The sequence below is a fragment of the Streptomyces sp. NPDC037271 genome, assembly GCF_055603605.1.
Window position 1 is genome coordinate 451,199 of the sequence record NZ_JBVJVN010000001.1, and the last position, 15,592, is coordinate 466,790.

A 15,592-nucleotide genomic window follows, 5' to 3' on the forward strand; every position below is an offset into this window, starting at 1 on the left:
CGGACACGGCCATGAAGTCACCGGGGCAAGCTTTTCGGCACAGGCAACACAGCAGGCCGAACACCGGAAGTCCACGACGGGGGGCGCGAGATGAACACGCTGAAGGGCACCAGCACCAGCGCAGTGGTCACGCGTCTGCACGACGTGCACCTGCACCGGGGTTCCGAGAAGTCCGGTGCCGACGGGGGCCCCTCCCGCGCGAGCGGGTTCGAGCGTGGGGGAGGGCGGGGGTGCGCTCGCGGCGCCGGGCGTCAGCACACCGCCTACATGGCGGTGGTCGACACGCGTCAGGGGGAGACGCACGGGGGGCCGGCGTCCGGGGAGGACCCGGGGGAGCGGCGTTCGCTGTCGGAGGCGGAGTTCACCGCCTACGTCCAGGAACGCCGCGCCTCCCTGTACGCCACCGCCTACCACCTCACCGGCGACCGCTTCGAGGCCGAGGACCTGCTGCAGAGCGCGCTGTTCTCGACGTACCGGGCGTGGGACCGGATCACCGACAAGGCGGCGGTCGGCGGATACCTCCGCCGCACCATGACCAACCTGCACATCAGCGCCTGGCGGCGCCGCAAGCTCAACGAGTACCCGACCGAGGAACTGCCGGAGACGGCGGGCGACACGGACGCCATGCGCGGCACCGAGCTGCGCACGGTCCTGTGGCAGGCGCTGGCCCGGCTGCCCGAGCTCCAGCGCACCATGCTGGTCCTGCGCTACTACGAGGGCCGCACGGACCCGGAGATCGCGGACATCCTCGGCATCAGCGTCGGCACGGTGAAGTCCAGCATCTGGCGGTCGCTCCGCCGGCTGCGCGAGGACGAGGTCCTCAGCTTCGGCCGTGACCGGGAGGACGCCTTCGGCGAGTTGGTCGCCTGAAGGACGGTCCCCGTGAAAAAAGTCGGGGCCGGGGTGTATCAGGGGGAGGACACCCGGCTCTTACTCACGGGGAAGCACCACGGGGGACACGGGGGAACAACCCCGGGGGGGGATACGGGGGAACCGGGGGGAAGCACGGGGGAGCACAAAGAGAGCGGGGCTGGAGGGCCGGGGGGTCCGTCCAGTCCCGCTCTTGTGTGTCAGGGGCCTGTGTCAGGCGGCCTGGGGCAGGGGCCGCGTCACACCGCCGTACGCGCCGTGGCGCACCGCCCCGCCGCCGCGGCGGCCAGCCGGCCCATCGCCTCGTCCCGGTCGCAGACGTGGGCGCCCAGGGCCGTCTGCCGTGCGATGACCGACCGTTCCCGCCGCATCAGCCGCCAGCCGCGGCGCAGCAGGAACGGCACGGACTTGCGGCCCTCCCGCAGGTCCCGCAGGAAGCGGCGGCGGAAGGTCGTCAGCGGGCCCCGGCTCAGGCACAGCGCGTCGGCCAGGACGTCCAGGTCCCGGCAGCGGGACACGAGTTCGGCGGCGAACACGCCCTCGGCGAGGAACAGCGGGGTCCGCCCGATGTCGACCGTCTCCTCGCCGGTACGGGCGCTCAGCGCGATGTCGTAGACGGGCACGGGCGTACGGCCCGTGCGGCACAGCTCCGTGATGGCGGCGACGGCCGCGTCCGCGTCCCACGAGCCGGGATGGTCCCAGTCGATGTCGGAGCTCTGGGGCACCAGCGGCAGCGACGGGTCCGTGCCCTCCTTGTAGAAGTCGTCGAGGCGCAGCACCGGAAGTCCGGAGCGGGCGGCGAGGAGGGACTTGCCGGAGCCGGAGGGGCCGCAGAGCAGCACGACTCGCGTCGGTATGGGCGGATGGGAGCTCACGGGACACCAGTGTGAGGCATCGAACGGCCGCCGTACGACCCCGAGGGCCGGCTTTGAAGCAGGCGTCACACCTCAACTACGCTTCGCACGGCGCCGATTACTCTCCGCGGTGCTTTCGAAGTACTCCGAAGCACGAGGTGGCTCACCGATGGCCCGACACGCGTCCTCCTCCCGCACCCCGGCCGTCCGGCGTGCCCTGGCCGTCCTCGCGACCGCCGGGGCCGCACTGGGCGCGGGCGCCGCCACGGCCTCCGCGGAGGGCGGCCCGGATCCGCGGTCGGGCCTCCGGGCGGTGACCGGCACGGTCGGCCACGCCGCCGGTCCGGTCGCCGACCTCAAGCCCAACCCGCTGGCCGGCACCGGCGTCGACCCGCTGGACAACGGCGTGGGCACGAAGGTCGCCGACTTCCAGCCGCTGACCTCGACGGCCCTGACGGGGCCGGTCGCCCAGGCGCGGTCGGTGGGCGGCGTGCCGGTGGTGGGGCAGGCGACGGAGCTGCTGCGCTGACGCGGCCGGCCCGGCGAGGGGGTCAGGCGGTTCGGCCGAGGTGGGCTACGACAATGCGGATCACGTCGTCCTCGACGATGTACAGAACCCGGTAGTCGCCGACATGGAGGCGTCGCAGGTTGGGTGATCCGTAGGGGACGGAGCCCTGTGGGCGGGGCTGCGTACTGAGGGAGTCGACGGCTTCGTAGACGGCTGACAGGCCGTTGGGATCTTCCTTGAGGAAGCGTGCGGCCGCGTTGGTCGCGCGAGGCTCCCAGATGATCTCGTAGGCCACTTACCGCAGCCCCAGCATCCGGCCGACTTCCTCGTGCGGAATGCCTGGTTCCAGCGTTCCTTCCGCCTTGCGTCGCTGGTAGTCGGCGAACACGAGGGCGTCTTCGAGATCCTCTATCACCTGCGGCGACACGAGAAGGGCGGCCACGTGCCCGTGGTCGGTGAGCGCGATGGTCTCGCGGCCGTGGGCGGCACGGCGCACGAGGTCGCCGAGCTGGGAGCGGGCGGCACTGATGGCGATCTCAGTCATGTCCACATGATGGCTCGACTGTCATCTTGTGGTCAATTCCGTGATGGAGTGACACGAAGAGCCGCGCCTTCCCCGGACGGTGGGAGGGCGCGGCTCGGTCGTGGTGACGTGGCCGCTCAGTACGACGAGCCGGACGCGCCCAGCGCACCCGTCGGGTGCCAGACCGTCTTCGTCTCCAGGAACGCCGTCATGCGGTCGGTGCCCGGCGTCGCCGACCAGTCCGCGTCGTCCACAGGCTGTGGACGCAGGACGCGCTTGAGGTTGTCGGCCGCCGCGATCTCCAGCTCCTTCGCCAGCGCCTCGTCGGCGCCCGCGAGGTCGATCGCGTTGACGTCCTGGTGGGCGGCGAGCGGGGCGGCGATCTCCGCGGTGCGGCCGGAGAGGATGTTGACCACGCCGCCGGGGACGTCGGAGGTGGCCAGTACCTCGCCGAGGGAGAGGGCGGGGAGCGGGGACTTCTCCGACGCCACCACGACCGCCGTGTTGCCGGTCGCGATCACCGGGGCGACCACCGAGACCAGGCCCAGGAGCGACGACTCCTGCGGGGCCAGGACGGCGACCACGCCCGTCGGCTCCGGGGAGGAGAGGTTGAAGAAGGGACCCGCGACCGGGTTGCCGCCGCCCACCACCTGGGCGATCTTGTCGGTCCAGCCCGCGTACCAGACCCAGCGGTCGATCGCGGCGTCGACCTGCGCCGCCGCCTTCGACTTCGACAGGCCCTCGGCGTCCACGACCTCCGCGACGTACTGGTCGCGGCGGCCCTCCAGCATCTCGGCGACGCGGTAGAGGATCTGACCGCGGTTGTAGGCCGTCGCGCCGGACCAGCCGCCGAACGCCTTGCGCGCGGCGACCACCGCGTCACGGGCGTCCTTGCGGGAGGAGAGCGGGGCGTTCGCCAGCCACTTGCCCTTTGCGTCGGTCACCTCGTACACCCGGCCGCTCTCGGAACGCGGGAACTTCCCGCCCACGTACAGCTTGTAGGTCTTGAAGACGCTCAGTCGGTTCTGGTCAGACATCGAGGTACGCCTCCAGGCCGTGGCGGCCGCCCTCGCGGCCGAAGCCCGACTCCTTGTAGCCGCCGAACGGCGAGGTCGGGTCGAACTTGTTGAACGTGTTGGACCAGATCACACCCGCGCGCAGCTTGTTCGCGACCGCCAGGATGCGCGAGCCCTTCTCCGTCCAGATGCCCGCGGAGAGGCCGTACGGGGTGTTGTTGGCCTTGGCGACCGCCTCGTCCGGCGTACGGAAGGTGAGGACGGACAGCACCGGGCCGAAGATCTCGTCGCGGGCGACGGTGTGCGCCTGGGTGACGTTCGTGAAGAGCGTCGGGGCGAACCAGAAGCCGTTCTCCGGGAGTTCGCAGGCCGGGGACCAGCGCTCGGCGCCCTCCGCCTCGCCCTGGTCGGCGAGCGCGGTGATCCGGGCCAGCTGCTCGGCGGAATTGATCGCGCCGATGTCGGTGTTCTTGTCCAGCGGGTCGCCGAGGCGCAGGGTGGAGAGCCTGCGCTTGAGGGAGTCCAGCAGCTCGTCGTGGATCGACTCCTGGACCAGCAGGCGGGAGCCCGCGCAGCAGACCTGGCCCTGGTTGAAGAAGATGCCGTTGACGATGCCCTCGACGGCCTGGTCGATCGGGGCGTCGTCGAAGACGATGTTGGCGCCCTTGCCGCCCAGTTCGAGCGTCAGCTTCTTGCGGGTGCCCGCGACCGTGCGCGCGATCTCCTTGCCGACGGCCGTGGAGCCGGTGAAGGCGACCTTGTTCACGTCGGGGTGGGCGATCAGCGCGGCGCCGGCGCGGCCGTCGCCGGTGACGATGTTGACGACGCCCTTGGGCAGGCCCGCCTGACGGCAGATGTCCGCGAAGAACAGGGCGGAGAGGGGGGTCGTCTCGGCGGGCTTGAGGACCACCGTGTTGCCCGTCGCGAGCGCCGGGGCGATCTTCCACGCCAGCATCAGGAGCGGGAAGTTCCACGGGATGACCTGGCCGGCGACGCCGAGGGGGCGCGGGTTCGCGCCGTAGCCGGCGTGGTCGAGCTTGTCGGCCCAGCCCGCGTAGTAGAAGAAGTGCGCGGCGACCAGGGGGAGGTCCGCGTCGCGGGTCTCCCTGATCGGCTTGCCGTTGTCCAGGGTCTCCAGGACGGCCAGCTCGCGGCTGCGCTCCTGGATGATCCGGGCGATGCGGAAGAGGTACTTCGCGCGCTCGGAGCCGGGGAGCGCCGACCACTTCTCGAAGGCCTTGCGGGCGGCCTTCACCGCGCGGTCGACGTCCGCCTCGCCGGCCTCGGCGACCTCGGAGAGGACCTCCTCGGTGGAGGGGGAGACCGTCTTGAAGACCTTGCCGTCAGCGGCCTCGGTGAACTCGCCGTCGATGAACAGGCCGTAGGACGCGGCGATGTCGACGACCGCGCGGGACTCGGGCGCCGGTGCGTACTCGAAAACAGGTGCCATGGTGATCAGTCCACCGTCACGTAGTCGGGACCGGAGTAGCGGCCGGTGGCCAGCTTCTGGCGCTGCATCAGCAGGTCGTTCAGCAGCGAGGAGGCGCCGAAGCGGAACCAGTGGTTGTCCAGCCAGTCCTCGCCCGCGGTCTCGTTGACCAGGACCAGGAACTTGATCGCGTCCTTGGTGGTACGGATGCCACCGGCCGGCTTCACGCCGACCTGGACGCCGGTCTGCGCGCGGAAGTCGCGGACCGCCTCCAGCATCAGGAGGGTGTTGGCGGGCGTGGCGTTGACCGCGACCTTGCCGGTGGAGGTCTTGATGAAGTCGGCCCCGGCCAGCATGCCGAGCCAGCTCGCGCGGCGGATGTTGTCGTACGTCGACAGCTCGCCGGTCTCGAAGATGACCTTCAGGCGGGCGGACGTGCCGCAGGCCTCGCGTACGGCGGCGATCTCGTCGTACACCTTCATGTAGTTCCCCGCGAGGAACGCGCCGCGGTCGATGACCATGTCGACCTCGTCCGCGCCCGCCGTCACGGCCTCGCGCACGTCGGCCAGCTTGACGGCCATCGAGGCGCGGCCCGCCGGGAACGCGGTGGCCACCGAGGCGACCTTGACGTCCGAGCCTGCGACGGCCTCCTTGGCGGCGGGCACCATGTCGGGGTAGACGCAGACGGCCGCCGTGGCCGGGGCGGTGCGGTCGGTCGGGTCGGGGCGGACCGCCTTCGCGCCGAGCGCCCGGACCTTGCCCGGGGTGTCCGCGCCTTCCAGCGTCGTCAGGTCGACCATCGAGATGGCGAGGTCGATGGCGTACGCCTTCGCGGTGGTCTTGATCGAACGGGTGCCGAGCGAGGCGGCGCGCGCCTCCAGGCCGACCGTGTCGACGCCGGGCAGCCCGTGGAGGAAGCGGCGCAGCGTGCTGTCGGACGCGGTGACGTCGGCGAGTCCGTGTGCGGGAACAGCGGATGCAGTGGTGGGCATGGTCACCAGGCGAGCATATCTACGCGCGTAGCGGCTGTACAGTCCCGCGCGCTCGTTCCGTGGACCGGCACCACCGATGAGCGCCGCCGGGGCCGTCGGGCACAATCGGCACCATGACGACCCCGGAGTCCCAGTCACCACCGCCGCAGCCGCCGGTACCCGTGTCGAAGGACCGGATCTACCGCTCGCCCGCGGGCCTCGCCGGCGGGGTCCTGCTGCTCGCCCTCGCCCTCTGGCTCGGCATCGACGCCCTGGTCGCGGGCGAGGGGCGCACGCCCTGGACGGCGGTCGCGGCGCTGCTCTTCCTCGTGCCGCTCATCGCCGCCTACACCGTGCGGCCCGCCGTCTTCGCCGGCGACGACCGGCTGCGGGTGCGCAACCCCTTCCGGGTGATCGTGCTGCCCTGGGGGCAGGTCGCCTCCTTCCGGTCCGGCTACTCCAACGAGGTCTTCACCGAGTCCGGCGACAAGTACCAGCTGTGGTCCATTCCCGTCTCGCTGCGCGCCCGGAAGAAGGCCGCGCGACGGGAGACGCGGCGGGTCTCCGGGGGCGGCCAGGGACGCGGTGGGATGCTCGGCGGTCTCGGCGGGGGCGGTGCGCGGGGTGGTGCCGGGTCCGCCGCGGCGGACGCGCCGGTGCGGGCGGAGACCGACAAGGTCATGGACGACCTGCGCGAGACGCTGGAGGCGCGGAAGCAGGCCGACACCTCCCAGGGCGAGGTGACGGTGCGCTGGGCCTACGAGGTCGTCGCGCCGGCGGCGGCCGGGGCGGTGCTGCTCGCTGTGCTGCTGGCTACCGGCTGACGCTCCACGGCGCGGGCACGGGCACGGGCCCGCTGCCGGGCGGGGCAGGGGACCACGAGGACGGGGCGGCGCCGGCTCCCTGATGCTTCGGTGGTGCACGTACGGGAAGATCACCCGATGGGGTGCCTCCGGGTGGGGGCACCCCATCGGGGTCGGGTGATCAGCTTCGCGCGGTCAGATGCCCGCCGCCGTCGACAGGTCCCGTTTGAGGGCCGTCAGCAGGTCCGTCGCCTTCGCGCGTGCTCCGGGAAGATCGGCGCGCGCCGCGACCGGGACGACCACCTCCAGGTAGCACTTCAGCTTGGGCTCCGTGCCGCTCGGGCGGACGACCACCCGGGCGCCGTCGAGGGTGTAGCGCAGGCCGTCCGTGGGCGGCAGCGTGTCCGTGCCCCGGGTGAGGTCCTCGGCCTTCGTGACGGGGAGGCCCGCGAGGAGCGTGGGGGGCTGTTCGCGCAGGCGGCGCATCGCGGCGGCGATGACGGAGAGGTCCTCGACGCGGACCGAGAGCTGGTCGGTGGCGTGCAGGCCGTGCTCCACGGCGAGGTCGTCGAGGAGGTCGAGGAGGGTGCGGCCCTCCTCCTTGAGGGTCGAGGCCAGTTCTGTGATCAGGAGGGCCGCGGTGATGCCGTCCTTGTCGCGTACGCCCTCGGGGTCGACGCAGTAGCCGAGGGCCTCCTCGTAGCCGTAGCGCAGGCCCTCGACACGGGCGATCCACTTGAAGCCGGTGAGGGTCTCCTCGTACGGCAGGCCCGCCTTCCCGGCGATGCGGCCGAGGAGGGAGGAGGAGACGATCGACTCCGCGAACGTGCCGTGCGCACCGCGGCCGACCAGGTGGGCGGCGAGGAGGGCGCCGACCTCGTCGCCGCGGAGCATGCGCCAGTCGGTGCCGTCCTGTACGGCGACGGCGAGGCGGTCGGCGTCCGGGTCGTTGGCGATGATCAGGTCGGGGCCGGTCTCGCGGGCCTTCGCGAAGGCGAGGTCCATCGCGCCGGGCTCTTCCGGGTTGGGGAAGGCCACGGTGGGGAAGTCCGGGTCGGGGTCGGCCTGCTCGGTCACGAGGGCGGGGGAGGGGAAGCCGGCCCGGGCGAAGGCCGCGAGGAGGGTGTCCTTGCCGACGCCGTGCATCGCGGTGTAGACGGTGCGCGCGGTGCGCGGGGAGCCCTCGGAGAGGACCGCGTCCGTGCGGGCGAGGTAGGCGTCGAGGACGGAGTCGTCCAGGATCTGCCAGCCGGTCTCCGGACGGGGCACGTCGTTCAGCGAGCGTACGGCGTCGATCTCCGCGGCGATCTGGGCGTCGGCGGGGGGCACGATCTGGGAGCCGTCGCCGAGGTACACCTTGTAGCCGTTGTCGCGGGGCGGGTTGTGGCTGGCGGTGACCTCCACGCCGGCGACCGCGCCGAGGTGCCGTACGGCGAAGGCGAGGACGGGGGTGGGGAGGGGGCGGGGGAGGACGGCCGCCCTGAGACCGGCGCCGGTCATCACCGCGGCGGTGTCACGGGCGAAGTCGGCGGACTTGTGGCGGGCGTCGTAACCGATCACGACCAGTCCGGCTGTGCCGTCCCCGTGCTCGATCCCCTGCTTCTTCAGGTACGCGGCCAGGCCGGCGGCGGCCCGGATGACGACGGAGCGGTTCATGCGCATCGGACCGGCGCCGAGCTCGCCCCGCAGGCCCGCGGTGCCGAACTGGAGGGTGCCGGAGAAGCGTGCGGTGAGCTCGTCGTGGTCCTGGGCGTCGATGAGCTCGGCGAGTTCCGCGCGGGTGTCCGCGTCGGGGTCCTCGGCCAGCCATGCCCTGGCCCGTGCGAGGAGGTCGTCGTGCACGTCGGTCAGCCTCTCTGTGGTCGTGGTCTGTGCGGGGGCCTGCGGCGGCCTGTGCGAGGTGGGTGGGGGTGCGGGGGCCTGCGGCGGCCTGTGCGGGATGGGTGGGGGTGCGGGTGGCTCGGTGCGTCGTGTGGTGGGTCGGGGCCGCGCCGGGGGGGTCCGTCCTCGGAACGGCGCGGCATCGGTCGGCCACGGAAGTGCCGGCGCGGACGCGCCAACCGCTGCGGGCGGACACCCCCCGACACGTCCCCTTCTCGCCGTACGCGGCTCTCCGCCCGTCGCGCACCGGGGCTGCGGGCAGTCGTGCGGCTGGGGCGGCACGGGTGGGCGGTGGGCCGCGTCACCCGCACCGCACCGGCGTCGGTGGACCGGCGGCTACAGCCGTCCCAGCACCTGCGTCAGCAGCGACCCCATCCGGGCGGCGGAGTCGCGGCCCGCCTGCAGGACCTCCTCGTGGTTGAGGGGCTCCCCGGTCATGCCCGCCGCGAGGTTGGTCACCAGCGAGATGCCCAGCACCTCCGCGCCGGCCTCGCGGGCGGCGATCGCCTCCAGCACCGTCGACATGCCCACCAGGTCGGCACCGATGACGCGGGCCATGCGGATCTCGGCCGGCGTCTCGTAGTGCGGGCCGGGGAACTGGGCGTAGACGCCCTCCTCCAGCGTGGGGTCGACCTCCTTGCACAGGGCGCGCAGGCGGGGGGAGTAGAGGTCCGTCAGGTCGACGAAGTTCGCGCCGACGATCGGGGAGGTGGCGGTGAGGTTGATGTGGTCGCCGATCAGGACCGGCTGGCCGGGGCGCATGCCCTCGCGCAGGCCGCCGCACCCGTTGGTCAGGATGATCGTCTTGGCGCCGGCGGCGACGGCCGTGCGGACGCCGTGGGCGACGGCGGCCACCCCGTGACCCTCGTAGTAGTGGGTGCGGCCCAGGAAGACCAGCGCGCGCTTGTCACCGATGGCGTACGAGCGGACCTTGCCGCCGTGTCCCTCCACCACCGGCTTCGGGAAGCCGGGGAGGTCGGTGACCTGGAGATCGGCCTCGGGATCGCCCAGGGCGTCCACGGCCGGTGCCCAGCCGGAGCCCATCACGAGGGCGACGTCGTGGGTCTCGGCGCCGGTGAGTTCGCGCAGGCGGGCCGCGGCGGCGTCGGCGGCGGCCCTCGGGTCTGCTGGGGTGGCGCCCTGGATGTCGTCCGGAAGAAGAGATGCGTTCACGCCGAAGAGGGTAGCCGGTTTACGCCTACGCGCGTAGATGACAGAGCTCACGGGATTGCGATCGTTGTCCTGTCGTTTCCGACGAAGGACCGGTTCCAGGTGGGGCGAGGGCGACCGCGGCTCAGCAGGGGCGCTTGCGGAGCTCCATGACGTAGTCGTGCGGCGCGCCGGCCGATTCCGCGGCGTCCGCGACCCCGCCCAGGTAGCGGGCGGAGGGCAGGCCGCCCTCGTAGGCGTTCAGGACGTAGGTCCAGGCGCCCTCTTCGCCCTCCAGGGTGTGGACGCGTACGCGCGTACGGCGGTATATGTCCAGCCCCACGCCCTCCCAGCGGTCCATCGACTCCTCGTCCATCGGGGCGATGTCGTAGAGGGCCACGAAGACCTGGGAGATCGGGTCCTCGACGAGGGTCGCGAGCGCGCCCTCCCAGCCCATGTGCTCGCCCCCGAAGGTCAGCCGCCACCCGTTCAGCCAGCCGGTGGCGCGCAGCGGCGAGTGCGGGGCGCGGCGGGTCATCAACCGCGCGTCGAGGTTGCCGGCGTAAGCGGCGTAGAGCGACATGGGGAGAGGGTACGGCAGGCTCCCGGGCGCCGCTCTTGTAACAGACGTGCCCCCGGGCGGCCCCACGTTGAAGGGTGCGGGACAATGGAGTACGTGACTCGGATCGTGATCATTGGCGGCGGACCCGGCGGATACGAAGCGGCGCTGGTGGCCGCGCAGCTCGGCGCGGAGGTGACCGTCGTCGACTGCGACGGCCTGGGCGGGGCGTCGGTGCTGACCGACTGCGTGCCGTCCAAGACCCTGATCGCCACGGCCGAGGTGATGACCACCTTCGACTCGTCGTACGAAGAGCTGGGGATCATCGTCGCCGACGACACCCCGCCCATGGAGCAGACCGCCCGGGTGGTCGGCGTGGACCTGGGCAAGGTCAACCGGCGTGTGAAGCGGCTCGCGCTGGCGCAGTCGCACGACATCACGGCCTCCGTGACGCGCGCCGGGGCGCGGGTCGTGCGCGGGCGCGGGCGGCTGGAGGGCATGCAGGCGCTCGACGGGTCGCGGAAGGTCGTGGTGCGCGCCGCCGACGGGAGCGAGGAGACGCTCACCGCGGACGCGGTGCTCATCGCGACCGGCGGGCACCCCCGTGAGCTGCCCGACGCCCGGCCCGACGGCGAGCGGATCCTGAACTGGACCCAGGTGTACGACCTCGAGGAGCTGCCCGAGGAGCTCATCGTCATCGGGTCCGGTGTGACCGGTGCCGAGTTCGCCGGCGCCTACCAGGCCCTCGGGTCGCGCGTGACGCTCGTGTCGTCGCGGGACCGGGTGCTGCCCGGCGAGGACCCGGACGCCGCCGCCGTGCTGGAGGACGTGTTCCGGCGGCGCGGTATGAACGTCATGTCGCGGTCGCGGGCCCAGTCCGCCAAGCGCGTGGGGGACCGGGTGGAGGTGACGCTCGCCGACGGGCGGGTCATCACCGGGTCGCACTGCCTCGTGGCCGTGGGCGCCATCCCCAACACCGAGGGCATGGGGCTGGAGGAGGCCGGGGTCAAGCTCAAGGACTCCGGGCACATCCGGACCGACCGGGTGTCGCGGACCTCGGCCCCCGGCGTGTACGCCGCCGGTGACGTGACCGGCGTCTTCGCGCTCGCCTCGGTCGCCGCCATGCAGGGGCGCATCGCCATGTACCACTTCCTGGGCGACGCCGTGACCCCGCTGAACCTGAAGACCGTCTCGTCCAACGTCTTCACGGACCCCGAGATCGCCACGGTCGGGTACTCGCAGGCGGACGTCGACGCCGGCCGGATCGACGCCCGCGTCGTCAAGCTGCCGCTGCTGCGCAACCCCCGGGCCAAGATGCAGGGCATCCGGGACGGCTTCGTCAAGATCTTCTGCCGGCCGGGCACCGAGATCGTGGTGGGCGGTGTCGTGGTGGCACCGCGCGCCTCGGAACTCATCCATCCCATCTCGATCGCGGTCGACAACAACCTGACGGTCGAACAGATCGCGAACGCCTTCACCGTGTACCCCTCTCTTTCGGGGTCGATCGCCGAGGTGGCACGGCAGTTGCACACGCGGAAGGCCGGCGGGGAGGGCTAGGACGGGAGCCCGCGGCCCGAACCGGATCCCCGCTGGTCACGGGGAGTTGCGGAGTGTGTGGGCGGCATAGGCGGCCGGAGTAGGCGCATATACCACTTCCCGCCCTGCCCTGCGAACAACTTCTGTTATTCGGCGCATACTGCTGAAAGCAGACGGTCGTTGGGGTTACTGTCAGTTTCGTGTTCGCTGCAGAACGTCGCCAATTGATCCTCGAAATGGTGCGAGCGAACGGGGCCGTGTCGCTCCGTGAGCTCGCCCGCGTCGTCCAGACCTCCGAAGTGACCGTACGGCGGGACGTGCGCGCACTGGAGGCAGAAGGACTCCTCGACCGCCGGCACGGTGGTGCGGTACTGCCGGGTGGCTTCACGCGAGAGTCCGGCTTCCCGCAGAAGTCCCATCTCGCGACCGCCGAGAAGACGGCCATAGCCGACCTCGCCGCGGGCTTCGTCGAAGAGGGCGAGGCCATCGTGGTGGGGGCCGGCACCACCACGCAGGAGCTGGCCCGCCGGCTCGCGCGGGTGCCCGGCCTGACCGTCGTCACCAACTCGCTGCTCGTCGCCCAGGCCCTCGCCCACGCCAACCGGGTCGAGGTCGTGATGACCGGCGGCACCCTGCGGGGGTCCAACTACGCCCTGGTCGGTTCGGGCGCCGAGCAGTCCCTGCAAGGGCTGCGGGTGTCCAAGGCCTTCCTGTCCGGGAGCGGGCTGACGGCGGAGCGGGGGCTGTCCACGTCCAACATGCTGTCGGCGTCCGTCGACCGCGCGCTGGTGCAGGCCGCCGCCGAGGTCGTCGTCCTCGCCGACCACTCCAAGCTGGGCACGGACACCATGTTCCAGACCGTGCCCACGGACCTCATCACCCGCCTGGTCACGGACGAGCCGGCCGCCCACGACGACCGCGCCGCCACCGAGCTCCAGGCCCTGGCCGACCAGGGCGTGCAGATCGCCGTGACCGGGGCGTCGGGGGGAGCGGCGACCGGCTCGGGAGGCGGCCCCGCGGCCCCGGGGGTCTCGGGGACCTCCGGCAGTGATGCCGTCCCGGCACGCCAGCAGCGCCGGGACGTGCCGCTTCCGGGACCGCGCCGTCAGGTCCCGGGAGCTGCGGCCGGCCTGCGGTCGGCAACGGCCCTGGGTGAGCAGAACGCCGGGGCGGAACGGGCACGCGTCGCGGACATGCGCCGACGCTGAGCCACCGCACGGTCCGTCGCGTCCCCGGCACCAACGGCGGGGGCGCCCGGCGGACCGCTGTGGTCCACCGGGCGCCCCCGCCCCGGACGTGCGCACGGCCCTCAGGCCTCCGTCGGGCCTCGGTCGGGCCCACGTCGGGTCCTCGCCAGGCCTCCGTCGGGTCCTCGTCGGCCTGCGTCAGGCCCTCGTCGGGCCTCGGTCGGGCCCACGCTGGGCCTCCGTCAGGCCCGGTCGGGCCTCCGTCAGGCCCGACGCTCGGCCCTTCGCTCAGTCCTTGATCTCGCAGATCGCCGCGCCCGACGTGACGGACGCGCCGACCTCGGCGCCCAGGCCCTTGACGGTGCCGGACTTGTGGGCGTTGAGGGGCTGTTCCATCTTCATGGCCTCCAGGACGACGATCAGGTCGCCTTCCTGGACTTCCTGGCCCTCCTCCACCGCGATCTTCACGATGGTGCCCTGCATCGGGGAGGCGAGGGTGTCGCCCGAGGCCGCCGGGCCGGACTTCTTCGCCGCGCGCCGCTTGGTCTTGGCGCCGGCCGCCAGGCCGGTGCGGGCCAGGCTCATGCCGAGGGACGAGGGGAGGGAGACCTCCAGGCGCTTGCCGCCGACCTCGACGACCACCGTCTCCCGGCCGGACTCCTCGTCGGCCTCGGCGCCGGCCGGCGCGGTGAAGGGCTTGATCTCGTTGACGAACTCCGTCTCGATCCAGCGCGTGTGGACCGTGAACGGGTCGGTGGAGCCGGTCAGCTCCGGGGCGAAGGCCGGGTCCCGGACCACCGCACGGTGGAACGGGATCGCCGTCGCCATGCCCTCGACCTGGAACTCCTCCAGGGCGCGGGCGGCACGCTGGAGGGCCTCGGCGCGGGTGCGGCCCGTCACGATCAGCTTCGCGAGCAGGGAGTCCCACGCCGGGCCGATCACCGACCCGGACTCCACGCCCGCGTCCAGGCGGACGCCGGGGCCGGCCGGCGGGTTGAAGGCGGTGACGGTGCCGGGAGCGGGGAGGAAGCCCCGGCCGGGGTCCTCGCCGTTGATGCGGAACTCGAAGGAGTGACCGCGCAGGGCGGGGTCGCCATAGCCGAGTTCCTCACCGTCGGCGATGCGGAACATCTCGCGGACCAGGTCGATGCCGGCGACCTCCTCGGTGACCGGGTGCTCGACCTGGAGCCGGGTGTTGACCTCCAGGAAGGAGATCGTGCCGTCCACGCCGACCAGGAACTCCACGGTGCCCGCACCGACGTACCCGGCCTCCTTCAGGATCGCCTTGGAGGCCGCGTACAGCTCCTTCACCTGCGCGTCGGACAGGAAGGGGGCCGGGGCCTCCTCCACCAGCTTCTGGTGGCGGCGCTGGAGCGAGCAGTCACGGGTGGAGACGACGACCACGTTGCCGTGCTGGTCGGCCAGGCACTGGGTCTCCACGTGGCGGGGCTTGTCCAGGTAGCGCTCGACGAAGCACTCCCCGCGGCCGAACGCGGCCACCGCCTCACGGACGGCGGAGTCGTACAGCTCGGGGACCTCTTCGAGGGTGCGGGCGACCTTCAGGCCGCGGCCGCCGCCGCCGAACGCCGCCTTGATCGCGATCGGCAGGCCGTGCTCCTCGGCGAAGGCGACGACCTCGTCCGCGCCCGAGACCGGGTCCGGGGTGCCCGCGACCAGCGGGGCGCCGGCCCGCTGGGCGATGTGGCGGGCGGCGACCTTGTCGCCCAGGTCGCGGATGGCCTGCGGCGGCGGGCCGATCCAGATCAGGCCGGCGTCCAGGACGGCCTGGGCGAATTCGGCGTTCTCGGACAGGAATCCGTAGCCGGGGTGGATGGCGTCCGCGCCCGACTCGCGCGCCGCCTTCAGGACCTTCTCGATGTCCAGGTAGCTGGTGGCGGGGGTGTCACCACCCAGGGCGAACGCCTCATCAGCGGCGCGGACATGCAGAGCGTCCCGGTCCGGGTCCGCGTAGACGGCCACGCTCGCGATCCCGGCGTCCCGGCAGGCCCGGGCCACGCGGACAGCGATTTCGCCACGGTTGGCGATGAGCACCTTGCGCACGATTGAGGCTCCCTCCTTGAAACAAGCCGAGTTTAGGGACTGCCGACACGACACTTCGACCCGTCCCCAATGGTGAGCTTGCCCACACGGAGCGTGATTCGAGGCTCGCTCGACCCGCGAAATCCCTTGTCGTACCGCGATACGCAGGACTCCTCGGAGAAACCCTAGCCCCCCGGTGTGGGCAAGGTCTCTGTAAGAGGGTGCTGCGTGCCACCGGGTTTCTTTGTCGAGTCCCTACGAATGGC

At 72.2% G+C, this 15,592-nt stretch carries 15 protein-coding genes; 5 read left to right on the forward strand and 10 right to left on the reverse strand.

Annotated features, from left to right (window positions below; genetic code table 11):
• Positions 1-90 precede the first annotated feature (90 nt).
• Entirely contained in the window at positions 91-870 is a 780-nt protein-coding gene (locus tag ACZ7G3_RS02170; RefSeq protein ID WP_470922866.1) for a SigE family RNA polymerase sigma factor, read from the forward strand.
• Between the two features lie 239 nt (positions 871-1,109).
• Here ACZ7G3_RS02170 and ACZ7G3_RS02175 read toward each other — a convergent pair whose 3' ends face one another.
• The gene (locus ACZ7G3_RS02175; protein ID WP_470923183.1) at positions 1,110-1,712 is read right to left on the reverse strand and encodes a uridine kinase; all 603 of its coding nucleotides are present in this window, start codon (positions 1,710-1,712) and stop codon (positions 1,110-1,112) included.
• Positions 1,713-1,893: 181 nt separating this feature from the next.
• Between ACZ7G3_RS02175 and ACZ7G3_RS02180 the strand changes: the two genes are divergently transcribed.
• Positions 1,894-2,253, forward strand: a complete 360-nt coding sequence (locus ACZ7G3_RS02180; protein ID WP_470922867.1) for a hypothetical protein — start codon at positions 1,894-1,896, stop codon at positions 2,251-2,253.
• Positions 2,254-2,275: 22 nt separating this feature from the next.
• On the opposite strand, the gene ACZ7G3_RS02185 is transcribed toward ACZ7G3_RS02180, so the two are convergent.
• The 5 genes from ACZ7G3_RS02185 to deoC form a co-directional block, all read right to left on the reverse strand.
• On the reverse strand, positions 2,276-2,527 hold the full coding sequence (locus tag ACZ7G3_RS02185; protein WP_470922868.1) for a type II toxin-antitoxin system RelE family toxin: 252 nt from the start codon (positions 2,525-2,527) through the stop codon (positions 2,276-2,278).
• On the reverse strand, positions 2,528-2,776 hold the full coding sequence (locus ACZ7G3_RS02190; RefSeq protein ID WP_426597073.1) for a type II toxin-antitoxin system Phd/YefM family antitoxin: 249 nt from the start codon (positions 2,774-2,776) through the stop codon (positions 2,528-2,530).
• A gap of 116 nt (positions 2,777-2,892) precedes the next feature.
• Complete coding sequence (locus ACZ7G3_RS02195) at positions 2,893-3,792, reverse strand: aldehyde dehydrogenase family protein (protein WP_470922869.1); 900 nt, start codon at positions 3,790-3,792, stop codon at positions 2,893-2,895.
• Positions 3,785-5,221, reverse strand: coding sequence for an aldehyde dehydrogenase family protein (locus ACZ7G3_RS02200; RefSeq protein ID WP_470922870.1), 1,437 nt, complete (start codon positions 5,219-5,221; stop codon positions 3,785-3,787). The genes ACZ7G3_RS02195 and ACZ7G3_RS02200 overlap by 8 nt, the downstream gene beginning before the upstream one ends.
• A gap of 5 nt (positions 5,222-5,226) precedes the next feature.
• Positions 5,227-6,198 carry a deoxyribose-phosphate aldolase gene (deoC, locus tag ACZ7G3_RS02205; RefSeq protein WP_426597070.1) on the reverse strand — a complete coding sequence of 324 codons (972 nt, stop codon included), beginning with the start codon at positions 6,196-6,198 and terminating at the stop codon, positions 5,227-5,229.
• Positions 6,199-6,305: 107 nt separating this feature from the next.
• On the opposite strand from deoC, the gene ACZ7G3_RS02210 reads away from it, so the two are divergent.
• Positions 6,306-6,995, forward strand: coding sequence for a PH domain-containing protein (locus tag ACZ7G3_RS02210; RefSeq protein WP_470922871.1), 690 nt, complete (start codon positions 6,306-6,308; stop codon positions 6,993-6,995).
• 174 nt (positions 6,996-7,169) lie between these two features.
• Here ACZ7G3_RS02210 and ACZ7G3_RS02215 read toward each other — a convergent pair whose 3' ends face one another.
• The 3 genes from ACZ7G3_RS02215 to ACZ7G3_RS02225 form a co-directional block, all read right to left on the reverse strand.
• Positions 7,170-8,816, reverse strand: a complete 1,647-nt coding sequence (locus tag ACZ7G3_RS02215) for a phospho-sugar mutase (protein ID WP_470922872.1) — start codon at positions 8,814-8,816, stop codon at positions 7,170-7,172.
• Between the two features lie 375 nt (positions 8,817-9,191).
• Positions 9,192-10,028 carry a purine-nucleoside phosphorylase gene (locus ACZ7G3_RS02220; RefSeq protein WP_470922873.1) on the reverse strand — a complete coding sequence of 279 codons (837 nt, stop codon included), beginning with the start codon at positions 10,026-10,028 and terminating at the stop codon, positions 9,192-9,194.
• 121 nt (positions 10,029-10,149) lie between these two features.
• Entirely contained in the window at positions 10,150-10,587 is a 438-nt protein-coding gene (locus ACZ7G3_RS02225) for a gamma-glutamylcyclotransferase family protein (RefSeq protein ID WP_426597066.1), read from the reverse strand.
• An 84-nt stretch (positions 10,588-10,671) separates the two neighbouring features.
• Here ACZ7G3_RS02225 and ACZ7G3_RS02230 point away from each other — a divergent pair, with 84 nt between their 5' ends.
• Positions 10,672-12,120 carry an NAD(P)H-quinone dehydrogenase gene (locus tag ACZ7G3_RS02230; RefSeq protein ID WP_426526475.1) on the forward strand — a complete coding sequence of 483 codons (1,449 nt, stop codon included), beginning with the start codon at positions 10,672-10,674 and terminating at the stop codon, positions 12,118-12,120.
• Between the two features lie 179 nt (positions 12,121-12,299).
• Positions 12,300-13,307: a DeoR/GlpR family DNA-binding transcription regulator gene (locus ACZ7G3_RS02235; protein WP_470922874.1), complete on the forward strand. Its 1,008-nt coding sequence runs from the start codon at positions 12,300-12,302 to the stop codon at positions 13,305-13,307.
• Between the two features lie 267 nt (positions 13,308-13,574).
• Here the strand turns inward: ACZ7G3_RS02235 and ACZ7G3_RS02240 are convergent, their stop codons facing one another.
• Entirely contained in the window at positions 13,575-15,347 is a 1,773-nt protein-coding gene (locus tag ACZ7G3_RS02240; protein ID WP_470922875.1) for an acetyl/propionyl/methylcrotonyl-CoA carboxylase subunit alpha, read from the reverse strand.
• Positions 15,348-15,592 lie beyond the last annotated feature (245 nt).

Bases quoted from the DNA above. Each gene is read 5' to 3' on its own strand.
- ACZ7G3_RS02170 (WP_470922866.1), top strand. From the start codon at position 91: ATGAACACGCTGAAGGGCACCAGCACCAGCGCAGTGGTCACGCGTCTG.
- ACZ7G3_RS02180 (WP_470922867.1), top strand. From the start codon at position 1,894: ATGGCCCGACACGCGTCCTCCTCCCGCACCCCGGCCGTCCGGCGTGCC.
- ACZ7G3_RS02190 (WP_426597073.1), bottom strand. From the start codon at position 2,776: ATGACTGAGATCGCCATCAGTGCCGCCCGCTCCCAGCTCGGCGACCTC.
- ACZ7G3_RS02195 (WP_470922869.1), bottom strand. From the start codon at position 3,792: ATGTCTGACCAGAACCGACTGAGCGTCTTCAAGACCTACAAGCTGTAC.
- ACZ7G3_RS02200 (WP_470922870.1), bottom strand. From the start codon at position 5,221: ATGGCACCTGTTTTCGAGTACGCACCGGCGCCCGAGTCCCGCGCGGTC.
- ACZ7G3_RS02210 (WP_470922871.1), top strand. From the start codon at position 6,306: ATGACGACCCCGGAGTCCCAGTCACCACCGCCGCAGCCGCCGGTACCC.
- ACZ7G3_RS02225 (WP_426597066.1), bottom strand. From the start codon at position 10,587: ATGTCGCTCTACGCCGCTTACGCCGGCAACCTCGACGCGCGGTTGATG.
- ACZ7G3_RS02230 (WP_426526475.1), top strand. From the start codon at position 10,672: ATGGAGTACGTGACTCGGATCGTGATCATTGGCGGCGGACCCGGCGGA.